19 protein-coding genes are annotated in these 22,126 nt (G+C 66.2%); 10 read left to right on the top strand and 9 right to left on the bottom strand.

Annotated features, from left to right (window positions below):
- Window positions 1-64: 64 nt before the first annotated feature.
- From ACRWQA_RS04935 to ACRWQA_RS04915, 5 genes are all read left to right on the top strand, one after another.
- A complete protein-coding gene (locus ACRWQA_RS04935) occupies window positions 65-1,318 on the top strand; it encodes an efflux RND transporter periplasmic adaptor subunit (RefSeq protein WP_434229793.1) in 1,254 nt (417 codons plus the stop codon).
- Window positions 1,315-4,422: an efflux RND transporter permease subunit gene (locus ACRWQA_RS04930; RefSeq protein ID WP_434229796.1), complete on the top strand. Its 3,108-nt coding sequence runs from the start codon at window positions 1,315-1,317 to the stop codon at window positions 4,420-4,422. The genes ACRWQA_RS04935 and ACRWQA_RS04930 overlap by 4 nt, the downstream gene beginning before the upstream one ends.
- Window positions 4,419-5,843, top strand: coding sequence for an ATP-binding protein (locus ACRWQA_RS04925; RefSeq protein WP_434229798.1), 1,425 nt, complete (start codon window positions 4,419-4,421; stop codon window positions 5,841-5,843). The genes ACRWQA_RS04930 and ACRWQA_RS04925 overlap by 4 nt, the downstream gene beginning before the upstream one ends.
- A gap of 12 nt (window positions 5,844-5,855) precedes the next feature.
- The gene (locus ACRWQA_RS04920; RefSeq protein WP_434229800.1) at window positions 5,856-6,575 is read left to right on the top strand and encodes a response regulator; all 720 of its coding nucleotides are present in this window, start codon (window positions 5,856-5,858) and stop codon (window positions 6,573-6,575) included.
- 86 nt (window positions 6,576-6,661) lie between these two features.
- On the top strand, window positions 6,662-7,306 hold the full coding sequence (locus ACRWQA_RS04915; RefSeq protein ID WP_263580903.1) for a hypothetical protein: 645 nt from the start codon (window positions 6,662-6,664) through the stop codon (window positions 7,304-7,306).
- Window positions 7,307-7,399: 93 nt separating this feature from the next.
- On the opposite strand, the gene ACRWQA_RS04910 is transcribed toward ACRWQA_RS04915, so the two are convergent.
- The 3 genes from ACRWQA_RS04910 to ACRWQA_RS04900 all read right to left on the bottom strand — a co-directional run bounded on the left by ACRWQA_RS04910 (window position 7,400) and on the right by ACRWQA_RS04900 (window position 10,637).
- Window positions 7,400-8,719, bottom strand: a complete 1,320-nt coding sequence (locus ACRWQA_RS04910) for a TRAP transporter large permease (RefSeq protein ID WP_263580904.1) — start codon at window positions 8,717-8,719, stop codon at window positions 7,400-7,402.
- Window positions 8,716-9,312 (bottom strand): TRAP transporter small permease subunit, encoded by a 597-nt coding sequence (locus ACRWQA_RS04905; protein ID WP_434229863.1) that lies wholly within the window; start codon window positions 9,310-9,312, stop codon window positions 8,716-8,718. The genes ACRWQA_RS04910 and ACRWQA_RS04905 overlap by 4 nt, the downstream gene beginning before the upstream one ends.
- Window positions 9,313-9,425: 113 nt before the next feature.
- On the bottom strand, window positions 9,426-10,637 hold the full coding sequence (locus ACRWQA_RS04900; protein WP_434229805.1) for a TRAP transporter substrate-binding protein: 1,212 nt from the start codon (window positions 10,635-10,637) through the stop codon (window positions 9,426-9,428).
- 479 nt (window positions 10,638-11,116) lie between these two features.
- Between ACRWQA_RS04900 and betT the strand changes: the two genes are divergently transcribed.
- Window positions 11,117-13,165, top strand: coding sequence for a choline BCCT transporter BetT (gene betT, locus ACRWQA_RS04895; protein ID WP_434229808.1), 2,049 nt, complete (start codon window positions 11,117-11,119; stop codon window positions 13,163-13,165).
- 136 nt (window positions 13,166-13,301) lie between these two features.
- A complete protein-coding gene (gene dauA, locus ACRWQA_RS04890) occupies window positions 13,302-15,047 on the top strand; it encodes a C4-dicarboxylic acid transporter DauA (RefSeq protein WP_434229809.1) in 1,746 nt (581 codons plus the stop codon).
- Window positions 15,048-15,052: 5 nt separating this feature from the next.
- On the opposite strand, the gene ACRWQA_RS04885 is transcribed toward dauA, so the two are convergent.
- The 4 genes from ACRWQA_RS04885 to ACRWQA_RS04870 all read right to left on the bottom strand — a co-directional run bounded on the left by ACRWQA_RS04885 (window position 15,053) and on the right by ACRWQA_RS04870 (window position 17,484).
- The gene (locus ACRWQA_RS04885; RefSeq protein WP_434229812.1) at window positions 15,053-15,472 is read right to left on the bottom strand and encodes a secondary thiamine-phosphate synthase enzyme YjbQ; all 420 of its coding nucleotides are present in this window, start codon (window positions 15,470-15,472) and stop codon (window positions 15,053-15,055) included.
- 21 nt (window positions 15,473-15,493) lie between these two features.
- The gene (locus tag ACRWQA_RS04880) at window positions 15,494-16,051 is read right to left on the bottom strand and encodes a methyltransferase domain-containing protein (RefSeq protein WP_263580909.1); all 558 of its coding nucleotides are present in this window, start codon (window positions 16,049-16,051) and stop codon (window positions 15,494-15,496) included.
- Between the two features lie 160 nt (window positions 16,052-16,211).
- Window positions 16,212-16,652: a cupin domain-containing protein gene (locus ACRWQA_RS04875; RefSeq protein WP_434229815.1), complete on the bottom strand. Its 441-nt coding sequence runs from the start codon at window positions 16,650-16,652 to the stop codon at window positions 16,212-16,214.
- Window positions 16,653-16,692: 40 nt separating this feature from the next.
- On the bottom strand, window positions 16,693-17,484 hold the full coding sequence (locus ACRWQA_RS04870) for a methyltransferase domain-containing protein (protein ID WP_434229817.1): 792 nt from the start codon (window positions 17,482-17,484) through the stop codon (window positions 16,693-16,695).
- Between the two features lie 254 nt (window positions 17,485-17,738).
- Here ACRWQA_RS04870 and ACRWQA_RS04865 point away from each other — a divergent pair, with 254 nt between their 5' ends.
- The 3 genes from ACRWQA_RS04865 to ACRWQA_RS04855 are packed head-to-tail and all read left to right on the top strand — an operon-like array spanning window position 17,739 to window position 19,852.
- Complete coding sequence (locus ACRWQA_RS04865; RefSeq protein ID WP_434229820.1) at window positions 17,739-18,362, top strand: sigma-70 family RNA polymerase sigma factor; 624 nt, start codon at window positions 17,739-17,741, stop codon at window positions 18,360-18,362.
- Window positions 18,359-18,616 (top strand): anti-sigma factor family protein, encoded by a 258-nt coding sequence (locus tag ACRWQA_RS04860; protein WP_434229822.1) that lies wholly within the window; start codon window positions 18,359-18,361, stop codon window positions 18,614-18,616. Before ACRWQA_RS04865 ends, ACRWQA_RS04860 begins: the two co-directional genes overlap by 4 nt.
- Window positions 18,617-18,634: 18 nt before the next feature.
- Window positions 18,635-19,852 (top strand): MerC family mercury resistance protein, encoded by a 1,218-nt coding sequence (locus tag ACRWQA_RS04855; protein ID WP_434229824.1) that lies wholly within the window; start codon window positions 18,635-18,637, stop codon window positions 19,850-19,852.
- Between the two features lie 38 nt (window positions 19,853-19,890).
- Here ACRWQA_RS04855 and ACRWQA_RS04850 read toward each other — a convergent pair whose 3' ends face one another.
- Window positions 19,891-20,799 (bottom strand): NAD(P)/FAD-dependent oxidoreductase, encoded by a 909-nt coding sequence (locus ACRWQA_RS04850; RefSeq protein ID WP_263580915.1) that lies wholly within the window; start codon window positions 20,797-20,799, stop codon window positions 19,891-19,893.
- Between the two features lie 219 nt (window positions 20,800-21,018).
- Entirely contained in the window at window positions 21,019-22,047 is a 1,029-nt protein-coding gene (adhP, locus tag ACRWQA_RS04845; RefSeq protein ID WP_434229827.1) for an alcohol dehydrogenase AdhP, read from the bottom strand.
- Window positions 22,048-22,126 lie beyond the last annotated feature (79 nt).

The raw sequence follows: 22,126 nt of genomic DNA, 5'->3' as shown, positions 1-22,126 counted from the left end.
GTGACCATTGGCTGCATCGCCTTGCGCGATGCTGCCTGGGCCCACAGTCCGTCACGAGCCCTCGATGCCTGCCTCCTCTCGTTTCTCCACGCCCACTCTCCTCGGCGCCTGCTCCCGCCAGCGCGGCCGCTTCACTGTCGCTGCCCTGCTCGCCACACTGATCCTGGCCGCAGCGGCGGCCGGCGCCTGGTGGTTGCTCTCGCAGCCGCCGCGCGTCGAGCGTCGTACGCCGGTGGAGACGCCGGCAGCGCTGGTCGACACGGTGCAGGCGCAGCGTCAGGCCGCCGCCCCGGAGCTGTACGGCTTCGGCCGGGTCGTCGCCGAGCGCGAGGCGCGCCTCGCCAGCCGCGTGGCCGGCGAACTGATCGAGTTCACTCCAATGGCCCTGCCCGGCAGGGTGGTGGAAGCCGGCGCCCCCCTGGCGCGGCTCGACGATGCCGACCTGCGCCTCGGCCTGCGCGATGCCGAGGCCACGCTGGCACAGGCCGAGGCGGCACTGGCCATGGAGCGCGGCGAGCAGCAGCGCGCCGAGACCGAGTACCGCAGCTTCGGCCGCGAGCTGACCGCCGAGCGCCGTGCCTTGGTATTGCGCGAGCCGCAGCTGCGCCAGGCCGAGGCGGAAGTGGAGCGGGCCCGCGCCGCCCGAGACCGGGCCCGGCTGGAGCTGGAGCGCGCCACGATCACGGCACCCTGGCGCGGCATGGTGCAGGCGAGGCTGCTGGGCGCGGGCAGCATGGTGGCCAACGGCACCGAGATCCTCCATCTGGTCGACGTTGCGCGCTTCTGGGTGCGCGTCTCTCTGCCCGGCGAAGCGCTGGATTGGCTCAAGGTCGCCGACGACGAAGGTCCCGGCAGTGCGGTGAGCCTGTCGACACGCACCTGGCCCGGCGGAGAAGCGCGACACGGCGAAGTGATCGCCATGCTACCGGCGTTGGAAGAGCAGGGCCTCCAGGCCCAGCTGCTGGTTGCGGTCGACGACCCGCTGGGACTGGGGAACGGTGCGCCGGCCCTGCGCCTGGGCGACGTAGTACGCCTGGATTTCGATACTCGCTCCCGCGAAGGAGTGTTCCTCCTGCCCGCTACCGCCCTGCGCCCCGGAGACATGCTCTGGGTGCTCGACGACGACGACCGCCTGCGCCGGCGCACGGTGGAGGTGGTACACCGCGGCGATACGCGCGTGCTGGTCGGCGCCGGTATCGAGGATGGCGAGCGGGTGGTGATTTCCCAGCTCGGTCAGCCGCGCGAGGGCATGCGCCTGCGCTCGCGCATCGCCGACCGCGAGCGACCGGCCGGTGAGCGCGAGGAGAGCCGCTCATGATGCGCCGCGGCCCCATTGCCTGGATGGTTCACCACGGCGTCGCCCCCAATTTGCTGATGGTGCTGCTGATCGCCGGGGGCCTGCTGGCGTCGCTGGCGATCAAGAAGGAGGTCTTCCCCGAGTTCGAACTGGAGATCGTTCACGTGGCGGTCGGCTACCCCGGCGCCACGCCCGAGGAGGTCGAGCGCAGCCTGTTGCTGCCCATGGAGGCGGCCCTGGCCAACGTCGACGGCATCGACGAGATGACCGCCACCGCCAACGAGGGCGCCGGACGTGTCTCCCTGAGCCTGATCGACGGCGTCGACGTGATGCGCGCTTACCAGGAGATCCAGCAGGCGATCAATGCCATCACCAACCTGCCCGCCGCCGCCGATCCGCCGCGCTTCAGCCTCGCCGGGCGCTCGCGCAGCGTCATGAGCCTGCAGCTGCACGGCTGGGTCGACGAGCGGCTGCTGCACGACCTCGCCGAGGAGCTGCGCGCCGATCTGCAAGCCTCCCCCGGCATCTCGCGAGTCGAGCTTTCCGGCAATCGCGAGCGTGAGATCCAGGTGCTGCTCGACGCGCAGGCGATGCATCGCCATGGCCTCGATCACCGCGGCCTGGCCGCGCGAATCGCCGACGAGGCGCTGGATCTCGCCAGTGGCCGGCTGGCAACAGCAGAAGGCGAGTGGCTGGTGCGCTACCAGGGGCGGCGCGACGAGGCCCGCGAATTCGCCGAGCTGCCATTGGTCGGAACTGCCGACGGGGGCCAACTGCGCCTGGGCGACATCGCCCAGGTCGTCGACGGCTTCGCCGAAAGCGATAACGAAGTGCTGTTCAACGGCGCCCCGGCGTTGAGCCTGGAGGTCTACCAGGTCGGCAACCAGACGCCGATCGGCATTTCCGATGCGGTGCACGCCCAGCTCGAGCGGTTGCGTGCCGGCCTGCCCGAGGGGGTCAGCCTGAGCGTGTCCCAGGACAGCTCCGAGATCTACCGCGACCGTCTCGACCTGCTGCTCAAGAACGCCTGGCTGGGCCTGGCACTGGTACTGGTGCTGATGGCGCTGTTCCTCGAGGCGCGCCTGGCGTTCTGGGTCACCCTGGGCATTCCCACCGCCTTCCTCGGCGCCATGCTGTTCCTGCCGTGGCTCGGCGTGTCGATCAACATGATGTCGATGTTCGCCTTCATCATTGCGCTGGGCATCGTGGTCGACGATGCCATCATGGTCGGCGAGAACATCCACAGCTACCGCGAGCAGGGCCATTCGCTGCGCGAAGCCGCGGTGCGTGGGGCCCGCGAAATGGCGGTACCGATCAGCTTCGCCATTCTTTCAAATATCGTCGCCTTTCTACCGCTGCTGTTCCTGCCGGGCTTCCTCGGCATGATCTTCGCCGTCGTCCCGCTGGTGGTGGTCACGGTGTTCCTGGTGTCGTGGCTGGAGGCACTGTTGATCCTGCCCGGACACCTGGCCCACCGCGCCGGCGGTCGCGAGCCGAGCCCCTGGTTCAGGCCGCTGGACCGCCTGCGCCGTGCCCTGCAGGGCGGCCTTGCCCACGTTACCCAGCGGCGTTTCGAGCCCTTCCTGCAGCGCGCCCTCGACCTGCGCCTGCTCACGGTGAGCCTGGCCATTGCCGTGCTCGCCCTGGCCATTGCCTGGAGCATGAGCGGTCGCATGGGTTTCTCGCTGATGCCGCGGGTGGAGTCGGATCGAGTCCAGGCCTCCGTGACCCTGCCGGTGGGCAGCCCGATTGCCGAAGATCGGCGCATTCGCGACCGGCTGCTCGACGCTGCCATGGCGCTCGAAGAGCGCGACGACGGCCCGCGCCTCGCCGACACCCGCGCCCAGTTGGACGGCGACCGCCTGACCGTGCGCCTGACCCTCGCGCGCGAAAGCCTCGACGCCTGGCCCCCTTCGCGAGTGGCACGGGCCTGGCGCGAGGAAGCCGGCGACATCCTGGGTGCCCAGGCGGTGCGTTTCGAGTCGGACTTCGGCGGGCCGGGCGCCGGCGCCGGGCTCACCCTGCGCCTGTCGCACCCCGACAGCCGCGCGCTGGAGGCTGCCGCCATCCGGCTCGCCGACGAGCTGGCCGAATTCGACGGTCTGACCGATATCGACAGCGGCCTGGCCGACGGCAAGCCGCAGCTCGAACTGCGGCTGTCGCCGGAGGGGCGCGCGCTGGGACTCTCCGGCGCCGACCTCGCCGCCCAACTGCGCGGCCCGCTGCAGGGCGTCACGGCCATCGAGCAATTCGTCGGCCGCCATGAGATCAGTATCGCGGTTCGCCTGCCGAGCGAAGAGCGCGACAGCCTGAAGCATCTCTACCAGTTGCCGATCCGCACGCCGGAGGGCCTGGAGATACCACTCGCGCGGATCGCCGAGATTCACCTCGGCCGCGCCGCCACCACCCTGGAGCGGCTCGATGGCCGGCGCCAGATCAGCGTCACCGCCGACACCGACAGCGACGCCCGCATCAACCAGGTGCTGGCTACCCTTCAGGCGGAGGTCTTGCCCGCCCTGCGAGCCGCCTGGCCGGGCCTCGAGCTGACCTTGGGTGGCCGTCAGCAGGAGACCGCCGATAACGTCTCGGCACTGAGCCAGGCCACCTGGCTGACACTGATCGCGCTATATGCCCTCCTGGCGATTCCGTTTCGCAGCTATCTGCAACCGCTGCTGGTACTGGCTGCGATACCTTTCGGCATCATCGGCGCCATGGCCGGCCATGCGATCATGGGCTTCGGCCTCTCGGTCATCAGCCTGATGGGCATGCTGGCGCTCTCCGGCGTGGTGATCAACGACGCCCTGGTGCTGATCGACTATGCCAACCGGCGGCGGCGCGAAGGGTTCGGTGCCCGCGAGGCGATCGTCGCCGCGGCGACCCGCCGTCTGCGGCCGATCCTGATGACCACCCTGACCACTTTCCTGGGGCTCGCGCCGATGATCTTCGAGACCTCGCGCCAGGCCCGCTTCATCATCCCCATGGCCATCTCGCTGGGCTTCGGCATGCTGTTCGCCACCCTGATCCTGCTGGTACTGGTACCCTGCCTGTATCTGATGCTGGAAGGCCTGCGCGAACGATGGGGACACCTGACCAACGCCCACTCTACCCAGGAGCCGACTCGATGAGGTCACGCTTCCCCCGCCCGCCCTTCTCGCACCTGGGCGTCAAGCTGTTTGCCATCATCCTGTCGGTCAACGTGGTGATCGCCGGACTGGTGTTCCTGTCGGTCTCGCGCAGCCTCGATCGCGGTTTCCTCGAGTACCTCGAGACCACCCAGGCCAACCGCGCCGAGACGCTGGCCGAAGGGCTGGGTCAGGAGTGGGCGCGCCGCGACGGCTGGCAGTGGCTGCGCAATTCGCCACCGGCCTGGGAGCGGCTGGTCCGCCAGCAGCTGTGGCCCGGCGAACGGCCGCCCCACGGCATCGAGCGCCGTCTGGGCGACGCCCGCGACTTCGTGCTGCACGATGCCGATGGCCTGCCGGTGATCGGCCTGCCCCCGGACGACCGTGAAATGGCCGCCGAGCTGCACTGGCTACCCATCGAGTATCAGGGCCAGCGCGTCGGCACCCTCGGCTACCGCCCACCGCAGCAGCTGATGGCTCGCATGGACCGCATTTTCCTGTCCCGCCAGCAGCGCAACCTGGGCATCATCGTCGCCGCCCTGGGCCTGGCCTCGCTGCTGCTGGCCGGGGGCCTGGCCTGGTGGCTGGGGCGGCGCACGCGAAGCATGGCACTCGCCACTCGCAGCCTGATCGAAGGCGACTACAGTGCCAGGCTGTCGGAGCGCGGCCGCGACGAGCTCTCGCGCCTGGCGCGCGACTTCAACATGCTGGCCGCCACCCTGGAGGCCAGCCGCGAGGCCCGCAATCGTTGGGTTTCCGACATCGCCCATGAGCTGCGCACGCCGCTGGCGGTGCTGCGCGGCGAGATCGAGGCCATGCAGGACGGCATTCGTCCGCTCAACCAGGATAATCTGCACTCTCTCTCGCAGGAGGTGGGTCAGCTCGAGCGCCTGGTGGCCGACCTGCGCCTGCTCTCCCAGAGCGATGCCGGAGCGCTCGAGGTACAGCTTGCGCCGCTCGACCTGGCAGCGAGCCTCACCTCACGCCTCGAGGAAGCCGTCGGCTGGCTCGATGACTGCGGCATGGCCCTTTCCACCTCGATACCGGGGCCGGCCTGGATCCGCGGCGATGCCAGGCGCCTGCGCCAGCTATGGACCAACCTGCTCGACAACAGCTGCGCCTACACCGCCTCGCCGGGGCTGCTCGAGGTCCGCCTGGTCCAGGAATCGAACCGGGTACGTGTGATCTGGCAGGACAGCCCGCCGGGTGTGCCCGAAGCCGCGCTTGGCCGGCTCACCGAACGGCTCTACCGGGTCGAGGGCTCGCGCAGTCGCGCCAGCGGCGGCAGCGGTCTGGGTCTCTCCATCGCGAGTGCCCTGGTCAAGAGTCACGGCGGCACCATGCAGGCCTCCCACTCCCCCCTGGGTGGGTTATGCTGGACCCTCGAGTTTCCGGCCCTGGATGCCGAAGAACGGACCCCATGAGGAAAGGCGCCCATGCAAGATTCCGAAGCCCCACGCGACACCCTGCTGATCGTCGAGGACGAACCCAAGATCGCGCGCCTTGTCGCCGACTACCTCGAGGGCAGCGGCTTCGCCACCCAGCATATCGACCACGGCGATCAGGTACTGCCCTGGCTGCAGAAGCAGCACGTCGACGAGCAACTACCGTCGCTGGTGCTGCTCGACCTGATGTTGCCCGGCATCGACGGGCTCACCCTGTGCCGGGAGATTCGCCAGCGCTGGCCGGGCGTGGCGATCATCATGCTCACCGCACGGGTCGAGGAAGTGGACCGCCTGCTGGGTCTCGAACTCGGCGCCGACGACTACATCTGTAAACCGTTCAGCCCACGCGAGGTGGTGGCCCGGGTCAAGGCGGTGCTGCGGCGCAGCCAGGCGCTACGCGACCCCGCCTCGGTCAATGGCAGCCAGCTCGCTCTCGACGACGAGGGCTGGCGGGCGCTGGCCGACGGGCAGGACCTCGGCCTCACCGCGGTGGAATACCAGTTGCTCAAGGTGATGATGCAGGCTCCCGGTCGCATCTTTACCCGCGACCAGTTGATGGATCGCATGTATCGCGACCACCGCATCGTCTCCGAGCGCACCGTCGATAGCCACGTCAAGAAACTCAGACGCAAGATCGCCGACGTCTGGCCCGAACGCGAGATCATCCGTTCTGTCTATGGGGTGGGGTACAAGTACCAACCCGAAGAGTGACCTCGCTTCTTTCACGATTGCTGCAAGTTGGTTGCACAGGGGGGTACGACACTGCAAGCATCAACCCAACGCCAAGGAGTGCCCCCATGAATTTAAACCTCAACCGCAACCTGCTGATTCCCGCCCTGCTCGCCGTGGCCATCGCACCCATGTCGCTGGCGGCCGTCGCCGCCCCGACCAAGAGCGATGGCGGCTGGCACGAGCAGCGCCATGAGCGCTTCGAAGAGCGCCGCCAGGCCATGTTCGAGCGCGCCGGCCTCGACGAGGAGACCCGCAACGCCTTGGAAGAGGCCCACGACGAGCATCACCAGGCCCTGCGCGAACTACACGAACAGCACCGCGAGCGCATGGACGAGATCCTCGACGAGGAGCAGCGCGAAGCCCTGCTCGAGGCCAAGCGCGAGATGCGCCAGGAAATGCACGGTGTGCGTCATCAGGACATGCAGGAGCGTCTGACCACCCTGGTCGACAGCTGGGAGCTCTCCGACGAGGAGCGCGAGCGCCTGACCGAGCTGCGCGAATCCCTGTATGCCGACATGCAGGCCCTGCGCGGGCAGCAGTTCGACTCCCGCGAGGAGCGCCGCGAGGCGTGGCAGTCGCTGCGCGACGAGCATCGGGAGGCCCTCGGCGAGGTGCTGACCGAGGAGCAGATGGCCGCCCTCGAGGCCTTCATGCAGCCCCGCCACACCAGGGGGCATGGCGGGCATCACGGAGCGCACCACCGCGGTTGATCCTGCGCACCTCATGACGGCATCGGGCCCGGCATTGTGCCGGGCCCGATGCGTTTCGTCGCCACTCAACCTCTCGCCTCAGTTGTTCTGGCCTCAGTTGTAAAGTACTCCCGGCAGCCAGAACACGATGCCCGGCACCATGTAGAGAATGAACATGGCCACGAACACCATCAGCAGGAACGGCGCGATACCGATGAAGATGTCGCCCAACTGTATGCTCTTGGGTGCGATGCCCTTGAGGTAGAAGGCCGACATCGCCATGGGCGGCGTGAGGAACGAGGTCTGGATGTTGAGCGCCACCAGCACGCCGAAGAACAGCGGGTCGATGCCGAACATATGCAGTAACGGCAGGAAGATCGGCACGAAGATGATGATGATCTCGGTCCACTCCAGCGGCCAGCCGAGCAGGAAGATCATCAGTTGAGCCAGCAGCAGGAACTGCAATGGCGTCAGCGACAGCCCGCTGATCCAGTGCTCGATCAGCGAGTGGCCGTCGAGCAGCGAGAACACCGAGGAGAAGATCCACGAACCGACGAACAGCCAGCACACCATCGCACTGGTACGCGCGGTGAGGAAGACTGCCTCCTTGAGCCGCTGCCAGGTCATCTGCCGGTAGGCTGCCGCCAGTATCATGGCACCCAGCGCGCCGATACCGGCCGCCTCGTGAGGCGTGGCCAGGCCGAACAGGATGGCACCGAGCACCGCCATGATCAGCACGAACAGCGGCACGAACGAGGTCAGCAACCCCCAGTAGACTTCGCCGAGCGGCACGTCGAGCTTCTCCGCCGACAGCTTGGGCGCGACCTTCGGATTGACCATCGCCCGCCCCATCACGTAGAGAATGTAGAGCCCGGCCAAGAGGAGTCCCGGTATCAGCGCCGCCGCATACAGGCGTACCACCGAGACGCCCGCCATCGCGCCGTAGAGGATCAGCATGATGCTCGGCGGGATCAGGATACCGAGACAGCCCCCGGCGCATATCACCCCGCTTGACAGGCGCTTGTCGTAGCCGGCGTTGAGCATTGCCGGCAGCGCCAGCAGCCCCATCAGGGTCACCACCGCGCCGACGATGCCGGTGGCGGTGGCGAATAACGCACAGGTGATCAGGCTGGCCACGGCGAGCGAGGCCGGCATGCCACGCGCGGCGAGCTGCAGGCTGCCGAACAGCCGATCGAGAATGTTGGCCCGCTCGACCATGTAGCCCATGAACAGGAACAGTGGCACCGCGATCAGCACGTCATTGGACATGACGCCGTAGGCCCGCTGCACCAGCAGCGGGAAGATGATGTCGCCGATAGCGAAGTAGCCGAAGCCGATCCCCATGGCGATCAGCGTAAAGGCGATGGGGAAGCCGAGCATGATCAAGATGACCAGCATGCCCAGCATCAGGATTCCGATTTCCGGCTCGCTCATGGCTGCTTGTCTCCTGGCTCCTGCTGGGCGGCCTTGATCTCGGCCTCCTTGTTGACGGGGATCTCGATCTCCTCGACGTCTTCCAGCCGTCGCGGCCACTTGCCGTGCTTGAGGCACAGGAAGCAACGCGCCACCTCTGCCAGTCCCTGAATTGCCAGAAAGGAAGCGCAGACGGGTATCACGAACTTGTAGGGCCAGATGGGCGGGCCACCTGGGGTGAAGGAGCTGTGCTCGTTCTGGCGGAACGAGACGGCAAAGAAATCCCAACCACTCCACACCAGCGCCAAGATGCCGGGATAGAAGAACAGCAGGTAGAGCGCCAGCTCGATCCCCGCTTGCACACGGGCGGGGAAGTAGCGCGACACCACGTCGGCGCGCACGTGAGCGTTGTGGGCCAGTGCATAGGCCCCGCTCATCATGAACAGCGTGCCGTAGAGCATGTAGCTGGTGTCATAGGCCCAGGTGGTCGGCGACCTGAGGACATAGCGCATGAAGACCTCATAGCTCACCACGAAGGTCAGGATCAGGATCGCCCAGGCGAAGGCCTTGCCCACCCACGTGCTGAGATGGTCGATGAAGAACACGAAACGCATGATCACCTCTCACCTCCCTGCGCCACCCGCCGGGGGCGCAGGGATGAACACGAAACCCGGCAGCATCCTGCACCGGGGCAACATGGTTGGCCGGGCCCGGCAGGCCCGGCGGCTCACAGGATGGTGGAGGTGTCGGTCGGCTCCTTGCCGAAGAAGTGGCGGTACGCCGGCGTCTTGGGTGTCGTGCCTTCGAGGTGCCAGCCGACCACGCGCTCGCAGTACTCGCGCTGATGATCGATGACCTTCTTGAAGAAGGGATCCTGGGATTCGGCCTCGATCACCGTGTTCCACGCATCGAGCTGGGCCTGGAGCACCGAGTCAGGGGTGATGTAGGTCTGCACCCCTTGTTGCTCGCGCATGGCCTGCAGGTCGCGTGGATAGCGCTCCATGGCCTTCCAGTACATTTCCGACGACGCGGCCTTGGCGGCGTACTGCAGGATTGCCTGGAACTCCTCCGGCAGGCTGTCGTGCTTGTTCTTGTTGTAGATGATCTCGAAGGATTCACAGTCCTGATGGTAGCTGCGCAGCATCCAGGTCTTGCTGACGTCAGGGAAGCCGAGCAGGCGGTCCGAGGAGGGGTTGTTGAACTCGGCGCCGTCGAGCAAGCCGCGATCCATGGCCGGTACGATGTCGCCACCTCCCATGATGGTCACCGCAGCGCCGAATTCGCGCATCAGGTCGGCCGCCAGGCCCACGGTGCGATACTTGAGCCCTTGCAGATCCTCGGCGCCCCTGATGGGCTCCTTGAACCAGCCCAGCGCCTGGGTGGGCATGGGACCGGTGAGATAGCCGACCAGCGGCAGTTCGAGCATCTCGAGCAGTTCCGTGTACAGCTCCATGCCACCACCGGTCCAGTACCAGGCGAGGAACTGGTTGGCATCCCAGCCGAAGGGCGGCGGTGTGCCGAACAGTGAGTAGGCCTTGTGCTTGCCGTACCAGTAGGCACAGACCCCGTGCCCACCGTCGAGCGCCCCGGAGATCACCGCGTCCTGCAGCTGTAGCGCGCCCACTACGGCACCGGCCGGCAGCAGGTTCAGGCGCAGCCGGCCGCCTGACATCTCGTTGACGATGCGCACGTAATCGGCGGCGAACTCGTGGAAGATGTCCTGGTTGGGCCAGGTACTCTGGAAGCGCAGCGTGGTGGTCTGGGCCACGGCGATGCTGGGAAAGCCCACCGCGGCGGCGGCACCCGCACCCACCGCGGCTGCCGAACCGGTGAGGAAACGGCGACGCGACGTGTTGGTGGACTGGCTGCTGGCGGACTGGCTGTCGCTGGCGGTTTGCCCGTCGGCCTGGGCCTTGGGCATTTTCTTGTCATGAACCATCGGATACTCCAGAAACTATTGTCGTTGTACTTCTGGCTGCGCGAACCGACACAGGCCGATCACGCAGTCGTCCCGAAAGCCTCCATGCCAGTGCTGGCACAGCGTGTTCCCTTCCCTTAGGCGAAGTCGGTTATATCAGGTATAGCTGGGGTAACTGGAGGCGCAAGCATCGTTTCCTATGTTCCATTAACGTTCTTGCCGAATCTGTTAACGCAGGGTTGAAGGGTGGGAGCAAAGCGCGTATTTTACTTGAACGTTCATTCAAAAAAACAAAGAACGACTTCCCGCCGGAGTCGTCAGTCCTGACGCCATCCCAGACACACGTGGCTTCCGCATCCTCATGGCCGTGATTGGCTACGTCAGGTCTGAAACATTGGGCAATCTTCAGGCGTGCTTTCGATTGTGAGGAACAATCCTCAGCGCGTCTCGGCAGGGAATCGGCGGGAAGGGCCATTCACCCCTGAAAGGAGTTCGCCTGCATGGCGCGTAACCTACCCCTTACCGAACGACGCGACCGGCTCAACCCCGTGGTGTTCCACGGCTCGGTGGCTGGCATCCTGGTGTTTCTCATTCTCACCATGACCTTCACCGAAGAGGCTGGCGCCTTCTTCGACGCCGGCCTGGCCTGGGTCAGCGCAACTTTCGGCTGGTACTACATGCTCGCCGTGGTGGCCTATCTCGTCTTCGTCATCGCCATCGGCATGTCGCGGTTCGGCCGCATCCGCCTCGGCCCCGACCATTCGCGGCCGGAGTTCTCGACGCTGTCCTGGGCGGCGATGCTGTTCGCCGCCGGCATCGGCATCGACCTGCTGTTCTTCAGCGTCGCCGAACCAGTGGCCCATTATTTGGCGCCGCCGGACATGGTGCCCGAAAGCCAGGAGGCGATGCGCGCTGCCGTGGTGCAGACCTTCATGCACTGGGGGCTCTCCGGCTGGGGGCTCTACGTGCTGATGGGCATGGCGTTGGCCTACTTCAGCTATCGCCACCGCCTGCCGCTGGCCATTCGCAGCGCGCTCTATCCGCTGCTCGGCAAGCGCATCCACGGCCCCATCGGTAACGCGGTGGACATCACCGCGGTGATCTCCACCGTGTTCGGTATCGCTACCAGCCTCGGCATTGGCGTGATGCAGCTCAACTACGGGCTAGCCTACATGTTCGACGTGCCCGAGAGCCTCTCGGTGCAGGTCATCCTGATCGTGCTGGTGGTGGTGCTTGCCACCATCTCGGTGGTCAGCGGGGTGGAGAAGGGCATTCGCCGGCTGTCGGAGTTCAACATGCTGCTGGCGCTGGCCTTGCTGCTGTTCGTGCTGTTCCAGGGTCACACCCTGAAGCTGCTCGACATGGTGGTGAACAACGCTGGCGATTATTTTTCCAGCTTCGTCGCCAAGAGCTTCGATACCTACGCCTTCGCCGGCGACGAGGCCAACGAGTGGAAGATGTGGTGGACGATCTTCTTCTGGGGCTGGTGGATCGCCTGGACGCCGTTCGTCGGCCTGTTCCTGGCCCGCATCTCACGCGGACGCACCATACGCCAGTTCGTCGCCGGGGCGCTGGGCATTCCGCTGGCATTCATGATGGTGTGGATGTCGGTATTCGGTAATAGCGGCATCGAGCTGGTGGCCAACCAGGGTATTGTCGAGCTCGGCGAGCAGGCGCTGAACACGCCGCAGACCACCATGTACACGCTGCTCGAGTACTATCCGTGGGTCGGCGTCACCGCCGCCGTAGTCACCGTGCTGGGTATCGTGTTCTTCATCACCTCGGCGGATTCCGGCGCGCTGGTGCTGGCGAACTTCACCTCGATCCTGTCGGACGTCAATCATGACGCGCCGATCAAGCTGCGCATCTTCTGGTCGGTAATGATCGGCCTGGTCACCGTAGCGCTGCTGATGGCGGGTGGCCTGGCGGCGCTGCAGAGCGCGGTGGTCATTACCGCCCTGCCCTTCTCGCTGGTGATATTCGCCATCATGCTCGGCATGTACAAGGCGCTCAAGCTGGAGGGCAGCAAGGCCGAGGCGCGTCGTCGCATCGCCGGCACCGCACCGGGCGGCGACTGGCGCGAGCGCCTCGACCGCGCCCTGGACATCTCCAACCGGGCGGGTGCCGAGGCTACCATCGAGCACGCCATTCGCCCGGCGCTGACCCAGTTCGCCCAGGAACTGGAGAGCCGTGGCCAGGAGGCCAACGTGACCGAGGAGCAGCTCGAGGGTGAATCGCTAGCCTGCCTGACCCTGCAGGTGGACCTGGAGAATGCGGCGAGCTTCGTCTACCAGGTATGCCCGCACCGCATGCGCACGCCGAGCTTCCTGCCGGCGGACGACGACTATTATGTGCGACTCGACGTCTACCTGGCCGAAGGCGGTCAGGAGAAGGACCTCAACGGCTTCACCCGTGGCCAGGTGATCGCCGACGTGCTCTCGGAGTACGAGCGCCACCTGCACTTCCTGGCCCTGGCCGGCCAGGGCGGCAACGTGCAGGCCATGCCGGGCGCGGTGGGCGAACCCCCGGCGGATGCCAGCCCGGCCTGATCCGCTCTCTTGCTCCGCTCGCGGCGGCACCCTTCGGGTGTCGCCGTTTTTCTTGCTCATCGACCTTGGCCGGCTTGTGGCAACGCAATATGCAGGAGTAACGTTAGCGTTACCTTGCACCTCTTCCGGTACCGCCATGCCCCGTCCACGTCACCGTTCCCGCTACCGGCCACCCCTGCCCGGCAGCGCCCTGCTGGCCGCCTGGCGCCAGGGCTATGGCCTGGCCGAGCTCAAGCGCGACCTGCTCGCCGGCCTGACCATTGGCATCGTCGCGGTGCCGCTCTCCATGGCGCTGGCCATCGCCACCGGGGTGCCGCCCCAGCATGGCCTGTATACCGCCATCGTGGCCGGGGCCATCATCGCGCTGACCGGCGGCTCGCGCTTCAACATCTCCGGCCCCACCGCCGCCTTCGTGGTGATCCTGTTTCCCATCGTCGCCAGCCATGGCCTCGGCGGGCTCCTGATCGCCACGCTGATGGCGGGGCTGATCCTGGTGGCACTCGGGCTGGCGCGGCTGGGCAACCTGATCCAGTTCGTGCCCTACCCGGTGGTGCTCGGCTTCACGGCGGGCATCGCCGTGGTGATCGCCCTGCTGCAGCTGCCCGATTTCCTCGGTCTAGAGGGCGTTGCACTCGGCGACAGCACGCTGCACAACCTGGCGGAGATCGTCCGCGCCGTGCCCACGCTGGCCCCGGCCGAACTCGGCATCGGACTGATCACGCTGGCCGCGCTGATCCTGTGGCCACGGTTGAAGCTACCGGTGCCGGCGCCGCTGGTCGGTCTGGCGGTGGGCACGCTGGCGGCACTCGCCGTCGCCCCGCTGGGCGTCGAGATCGAGACCATCGCCTCGCGCTTCAGTTGGGAATACCAGGGCCAGACGGGCAGCGGCATTCCGCCCTTCGCTCCCGAGCTATTGTTGCCCTGGCGCCTGCCGGGTGCAGACGGGGCTCCGCTCACGGTGGACTTCGCCCTGATTCGCGAGCTGCTCGGCCCGGCGCTGGCCATCGCCATGCTGGCGGCCATCGAGTCACTGCTCTGCGCGGTGGTGGCCGACGGGCTGACCCGTACCCGCCACGACCCCAACGCCGAGCTGATCGGCCAGGGGCTGGGCAATATCGCCGTCCCTTTCTTCGGCGGCATCACCGCCACTGCGGCCTTGGCGCGTACCGCCACCAACATCCGCAGCGGCGCCTTCTCGCCGCTGGCGGCAATCGTCCATGCGCTGGTGGTGCTGCTGGCGGTGGTGGCATTGGCCGAGGTACTTGCCCTGGTGCCGATGGCCGCACTCGCGGCGCTGCTGTTCATCATCGCCTGGAACATGAGCGAGGCGCGCCACTTCATCCATATCCTGAAGAGCGCGCCGGGCAGTGACGTGGCGATACTGGTGATCTGCTTCCTGCTCACGGTGGTGTTCGACATGGTGCTGGCGGTGGCGGTGGGCATCGGCCTGGCGGCGGCGCTGTTCATCCGCCGCATGGCCGACCTGACCCACGCCCGCCGTCTCGAACCCGACAGCGATGAGGAGAGCCGCGACCTGCCCCGCCAGGTGGCGCTCTACGACGTCAACGGCCCACTGTTTTTCGGTGCGGCCGAGAAGGCCGTATCGTCTCTGCGGGTGGTGGACCCGGAAGTGAGAGTGGTGATGCTCGACATGCGCGACGTGCCGAGCCTGGATGCCACGGCCATCGTCGCCCTGCAAACGCTGGTCGAGGAGCTACGCGCACGCCAGGTCGGGCTGATCTTCATCGGCATGCCGGCGCGCATGGTGCTCAAGCTCAGGCGTGCCGGCGTCAGGCGGCTGTCGGGACACCTGTCTGCCGTCCGCCACCCGGCCCGGGCCCGGCGGCTGGCCGAGCGTTGGCTGGCAATGCCAGCCACCTGAGGCCCCTACTCCCCCTGCAGCGTGGCGATCAACCGTCGCGCCCCGCCGCGCTCGCGATGTTCACCGAGCCAAACACCCTGCCAGGTACCCAGTGCCAGCTTGCCGTCGCGCACCGCCAGGGTGAGCTGGGTGCCGAGCAGGCTGGCGCAGACATGGGCCGGCATGTCGTCGGGCCCCTCCAGGGTATGGCGGAAGTAGGGTAGGTCGCCCGGGATACGCTCACGCAGGAAGGCGTCGAGGTCGTGGCGCACGTCCGGGTCGGCGTTCTCGTTGAGCGTCAGCGAGGCCGAGGTGTGCAGCAGTTGCAGGTGCAGCAACCCCACCGTCACCTCACGCAACTCCCTCAGCGCCGAGGTCACTTCCTCGGTGATCAGGTGAAAACCGCGCGAACGCGGTGCCAGGCTCAGTTCCTGCTGATACCACATGGCTCCACTCTCCTCGATGGTTCAATCCTTGCGTTCGAACAGGGCCAGGTGCGTTGGCTGGCCGAGATCAGGATCCCACTCGCCGAGGCCCGAGAGCGAGGCACGGTAGCCGTTGCGATGGGCGACACCACGAGCCCAGTCGCGGAAGCGGTCCCGCGTCCACTCGAAGCGGTGGTCGGGATCGCGGAACTCGCCGCGGGCGAGCCCGAAGAGTGGGTTGTAGTCGTGATTGGGAGTCGTCAGCACGAGCAGGCCGGGGCGCAGCGCCCCGAAGACGGCCCGCTCCATTCGGGACAGGTTGCCTGGAGGTACGTGCTCGATGGTCTCGACCATCGCGGCGGCATCGAAGCCGACCAGCGCAGCGTGGGGTTCGACATAGGAGCCACAGATCAGTGTGAGTCGCTGACGGCACGCCGCTGGCAGCCGCTCCAGGCGCATCTTGGCCTGGGCCAGCAATTCCCCCGACAGTTCCAGTCCCGCCACCTGCTCGAACTGAGGCTCGCGCAGCAGATACTGCAGCAGCCCCCCGGAACCACAGCCGAGATCGAGCACCCGGCGCGCGCCACTCCCTTTCAGCAAGGATGCGACTCGCAACCATCGCTGTTGGTGAAGGTCGAGGTCCTCCAGTGTTATGCCTCCCTTTCCTCCATTGCGCTGTAAGCATGATGCAGCACTTGTAGAGGCGGCGAAAAGGGCCGCACGGCAAACAACCGTGCGGCTTGGTTGAATGGCATACGGTTTATTCGCTTGCCACCGTGGTGGGCTGCCCCTGTGCCGCGGCGAATACCACCAGTACCCTGGCCTCGCTGTCGGTCACGTTGAAGAGCTGGTGATCCCGGTTGAGGGCCTCGACATAGGCCTCCCCCGTAGCATAGGTATGAGGATCACCGCCCTCGGTGCGCAGTTCGACTTCGCCCTCGAGTACATAGACGTAGACGGGCACTGGATGCTGATGCAGGGGCGTCCGTCCGCCCGGCTCGATGGTGCCGATCACGGAGACGATTTCCGGCGTCCCGTCGGGCCAGGCGATGGCATCGCCGTCACGAGTATCGGTCGTCTTCAACACCGGTTGGGTCTCGAACCCTGCCGGCAGGGCATCGTCCTGGGCAAGCGCTGCGCAAATGGGCAGGATCGCGATCAACCCCAGGCTCAGCGCCGCTGATGTGATGATGGTTTTCATGACGTTTCACTCCTATCTGCAAATGTGAAGGCCTCTACGTTCAGGCCTTGACCGCCAGTAGCGAGATGCTCTTGACCCCGTAGGTGGCACTGGCGCCCTGGGCCGAATCGGTCAAGAAGCGGTACTCGGGGTGTTCGCGCCAGGTTTCGATCGCGAGGCCGGCGGCCTCGATGGCCGCGCGATAGTCGTCCTGCTGCAGGGCGCCCCCGATGCAGGCGGCCCACAGGGTAGCGTTGCAGGAAACGCTCTCCGGCAAGGGCTTTTCGGTGACGATATCGGCCAGCGCCAGGCGTCCGCCGTGCCGAAGCACTCGCGCCGCCTCGGAGAAGACCCTCGGCTTGTCGGCCGAGAGATTGATCACACCGTTGCTGATCACCACGTCGATGCTGCCATCGGCGAACGGCGGCGCCTCGATGTAACCGGCGTGGAAAGTGACCTGGCCGAAACCCGCCTCGTGCGCCAGCCGCTCGGCCTTCTCGCGCTGGGCCGCGGTCATGTCGAGCCCCAGCACCTGGCCGCCGGGCCCCGTCGCCAGGGCTGCCAGCAGGCTGTCCATGCCGGAACCGCTGCCCAGGTCGAGCACCGTCTCGCCGGGCTGGATGGCGGCCAGATCGAGGAAATGGCCGACGCCGGCGAAGGAGTCGATGGCGGCGGTCGGTATGCGATCCAGGGCGCGGGGGTCGTAGCCCAGTCGCTCGGCCAGGGCGCGCCCCATCTCGAAATGGAACTCCCCCTGCGGCGCTTCGGCCACCTCGCGATACATCGCCTTGACGCGCGCCTCGAGCTCCTGCTTGTCCACCCCGGCGGTGGTGGGCTTTGCCGCGATTGTCATTGTCTTTTCTCCTCTTGGCTGCTCACGACGACACCGAACGGTGCCGTGTGCGCCAGGACGCCGTCCACGCGAAAAGGGTTCCCGACGGGAACCGAAGGCATCGTTGCTGCGTCCCTGCCCATGTCCGATCACTTGCCTAGCGAGGGCGAGCGGACCATGCTCGAAGAGGTGTCGCCATGTCGTTGGCAGGTTCACTCCTTGACCATCCACGGTCGCAGCCACACGCTCGATACCGGAACGCCACGGGGGCCAGCATGCGTTTCGACGAAATCGTCAGCCGGCGGGAGTGGTTCGAGCAGCGCCTGGCACCGCTGATGGACCGACTCTACGGCACGGCACTGAGGCTCACCCGCCACCCCGCCGACGCCGAGGACATCGTCGCCGAGGCGGTAACCAAGGCCTGGACACAGCTCGACCGGCTGCGCGATCCCCAGCGCTTCGAGGGCTGGCTGTTTCATATCCTCACCAACACCTTCATCAGCGAATGGCGCAGGCGCCGTTGCCGACCTCAGCCGGGCGGAGATGGCACTACCGAGCCCGGCGAGCTCGACAGCGCCTGTTTCACGTTGTTCCAGCAACTGCACCAGCCCTTCCTGCTGTGGTGGGGTAGCCTCGAGGAACAGTTCTTCAACGGCCTGCTGCAGGAGGACCTGGAGCAGGCGCTGGATGCACTGCCCGATGCCTACCGGGTGACGATTGTGCTGGTCGAAGTGCAGGGCTATACGTATGAAGAGGTTGCGAGCCTGCTCGGTATTCCATTGGGCACCGTGCGCTCGCGCCTGAGCCGGGCGCGCTCGCAGCTGCAGAAAATGCTCTGGGAGCAGGCCAGGGAGGCGGGCATGGTGTCCGGCGAGGGCGACGGAGGTGCACGGGAATGAGCCCAAGAGCATTGAGCTGCGAGGAGGTCATCGAAAGGCTCTTCGACTACCTCGACAGGGAACTCGACCCGCAGGAAGCGAGCGACGTCGAATGGCATCTGCACCGGTGCCGGGACTGTTTCACACGCGCCGAATTCGAACGACGACTTCGAGCCAGAGTGGCGGCCACCGGTACGGCAAAGGCACCGCCACGGCTGCATCAGCGCATCCGGACCCTGCTCGACCGCTTCGAAGAGTCCGATTCCACCCGCTGACCCGTGAGGAGAACGCTCATGGTGGCCATTCTCGGCTATTCGCGCCCGCAGATCCTGGCGGCGGTACAGCAGATGTACACCGCCGTGGCGGAAGCCCCGGGCTCCCCCTTCCACTTCCCCGTCGGGGCCGAAGCCAGCCGCCGCCTGGGCTATCCCCCGGAGCAACTCGCGCAGTTGCCGGCGGAGGTCCGCGATGCCTTCGCTGGCGTCGGCTACCCTTTTCGCGCCGAAGCCATACACCCCGGCGATCGGGTGCTCGACATCGGCGCCGGAGCCGGTGGCGATGCCCTGATCGCACGCCAACTGACCGGCCCCCAGGGGCGGGTCATCGCCCTCGACCTGACCGCGGCCATGACGCGCCGGCTTCAGCAGGTCAGCGACCGTCACTCCTTCGAACGACTCGGCGTGGTACAGGGTTCCGCCGAGCAACTGCCGCTGCCCGATGCCAGCATCGACTGCATCAGCAGCAATGGCGCTCTCAACCTGGTCCCTGACAAACGCCGGGCCGTGGCCGAGATGTTCCGCGTGCTCAAGCCCCACGGGCGCGTGCAGCTGGCCGACGTGGTGATTCACCGCCCGGTGTCGGTGGATTGCCACGAGGATCCCCGCCTGTGGGTCGAGTGCGTGGTCGGGGCCACGGTGAAGGAGGAGCTGATCGCCCTGTTCGAGGAGGCCGGCTTCGAGGAGGTCGCCGTGCTCGGCAGCCATGACTACTTCGCCCTGAGCCCCAGCGCCCAGACCCGCGAGGTCGCCGCCGGCTTCGGCGCACACTCGGTCGAGATCGGCATGCGCCGCGGCGGCACCACGCCGAGCTGGATGCAACGCTGGCGCCGACGCCTCGATCCACGACGCTGGCTGCGGCTATGGCATCGCCGCGGCCTGCTCGGCATGCTGGCTTTCCTGCTGGCCCTGCTGAGCTGCTACGGCACCCTGGCACTGGTCGCCCTGCTGCCGCTGCTGGGTGTACACCTGGCCCTGGACGAAGGGCTCTGGGCCAGCGCCATCGCTGCCTTCGTATTGCTCACCCTGGCGGTGGTGGCAAGCGGCCTACGCCTGCATCGCCGCCCCTGGCCCGTGCTTGTGAGCCTGGCCGGCACGTTTCTCGTGCTGTATGCACTCTTCGTCGACTATTCCGTGCTGGTGGAGTTGGGCGGTTTCGTACTGCTGGCTGGCAGCGTCGTCTGGGACATCGTGCTGCGTAGAAGGTGGGAAACGAACGTACTGGGTTTGAAATGAAGTCGGTGCAGGCCAGGTTCCTCCCGCACCATCGTCAATCAGCGATTCTGCAGCCGATTGTGAATGGCGGTGGCAGCAATCGATGCCTGACCGGTGGCCACCGTGAGCTGACTCAATTGGTTGGTCATGTCCCCCGCTGCATATAGCCCTTCGATTCCCGTCTGCATGTGGGGGTTCACCACCAGATAACCCTGCGGATTCCTCAACGCTCCCAGATTCGTGCCCAGCTCACTGCGAACCTTCGTTCCCAGGGCACAATACACCGCATCGAACGAATGCACGGTGCCATCGTCCATGCGCACGTGGATGCCTTTACCTGCATCGCCGTACATGTCGCTCACCTTTACCTGCACCAAGGCGATATTCTCGCGAGTCAGGAGCTCCGTCGACGCGCTATCCATATACGCACCACCTTCGATATCGATCAGCGTCAGATCGGCACTGAATCGCTTGATGAACGCAGCCTCCCCAACGCCACTCGCGTCTCGGGCAATGATGCCGATGCGCTCTTTGGTGTACTCGAATCCATCGCAGATGGGACAATAGCGGATCAAGCCACCTTCCTTTACTGCCTGGAAGCCCTCCATCTCGGGTTCGACATCGACGACTCCCGTCGCCAGCAGTACCGTCCGTGAGCGGAAGACTTCCGTTTCGGTGATGACGTTGAACAGGCCATCCTCGGTGCGTTCCAGGCGTTCTACCCGCCCAGGCGTCACTCGCCCACCATTTGCCCCAAGTTGCGCCCGGAGCCGCTCCAACAGCTCAAGACCGCTGATGCCTTCCCCGAAACCTGGGTAATTGAAGGTGCGCGGAATAAGCGCGGCACGGCTTTTCCCCTCATCGATGATGCAAATGTCACGCAGGAAACGTCGAAGATAGATACCGGCCGCCAGCCCGGCGGGACCGGCACCGACGATCACGCAGTCGATCGTAGCAACCTCTTCCATTTCCACTCTCCCTGAATGCGGCGAAGCCAACGTCCTTTTGACCCATCTGATGTCTCCTCAGTGTCGGACTAATCCCCGATCCGGTCCACGGTCGTCTCCAGGTCGTACAGCGAAACGGCAGCGCCACCAGCGTCCTGTACCGGAGTTCTTCCAGACAAAAAAAGCGCGGCAACCGCCGCGCTTGAAGTCGCCATTGCTGACGACGAGAGAGCAACTTTTCTAACTGGCCAGATCGAGCACCACCCGGCCTTCGATCCTGCCGTCGATCATGCGCTGGAATACGTCGTTGATGTTCTCCAGGCGATCGGTGCTCACCGTGGCCTTGACCTTGCCCTCGCCAGCGAAGTCCAGCGACTCCTGCAAGTCCTGGCGGGTGCCGACGATGGAGCCGCGCACGGTGATGCCGTTGAGCACGGTCTCGAAGATCGGCAGCGGGAAGTTACCGGGCGGCAGGCCGTTGAGCGAAATGGTGCCACCACGGCGCACCATGCCCTGGGCCTGCTCGAAGGCCTTGGGCGACACCGCGGTAACCAGTACACCATGGGCGCCACCGATCGCTTTCTTGAGGTAAGCCACCGGGTCGGTCTTGGCCGCGTTGACGGTGACGCTGGCGCCCAGCCGCTCAGCCAGCGCCAGCTTGGCGTCGTCGATGTCCACGGCGGCCACGTTGAGGCCCATGGCCTTGGCGTATTGCACCGCCATGTGGCCCAACCCGCCAACGCCGGAAATCACTACCCACTGGCCGGGGCGGGTGTCGGTCACCTTGAGCCCCTTGTAGACGGTGACGCCGGCGCACAGCACCGGGGCGATTTCGACGAAGCCAACGTTGTCCGGCAGATGGCCGGCATAGTCGGCCACCGCCAGGGTGTAGTCGGCGAAGCCACCATTGACCGAATAACCGGTGTTCTGCTGCGACTCGCACAGGGTCTCCCAGCCGCCCAGGCAGTGCTCGCAGTGGCCACAGGCGGAATGCAGCCAGGGCACGCCGATGCAATCACCCTCCTTGACGTGCTTGACGCCGGCCCCGACGGCAGCCACGTGGCCCACGCCCTCATGGCCGGGTATGAAAGGCGGGCTGGGCTTGACCGGCCAGTCGCCGTGGGCGGCATGCAGGTCGGTGTGACATACCCCCGAGGCAGCTATCTTGACCAGCACCTCGCCGGGACCGGGGCGCGGTACCTCGACCTCCTCGATGGCCAACGGCTCGCCGAACTTGCGAACCACGGCGGCTTTCATCGTCTTGTCCATGTCTCTCTCCGGGCTCAGCGGGCAGCACGATGTCGCCCACAGTTCGTACGGAATCGCCAGGGATGGAGTGGTTGGCCAC

Source organism: Billgrantia sp. C5P2 (genome assembly GCF_051062895.2).
This window is presented reverse-complemented; position numbering and strand designations above follow the sequence as displayed.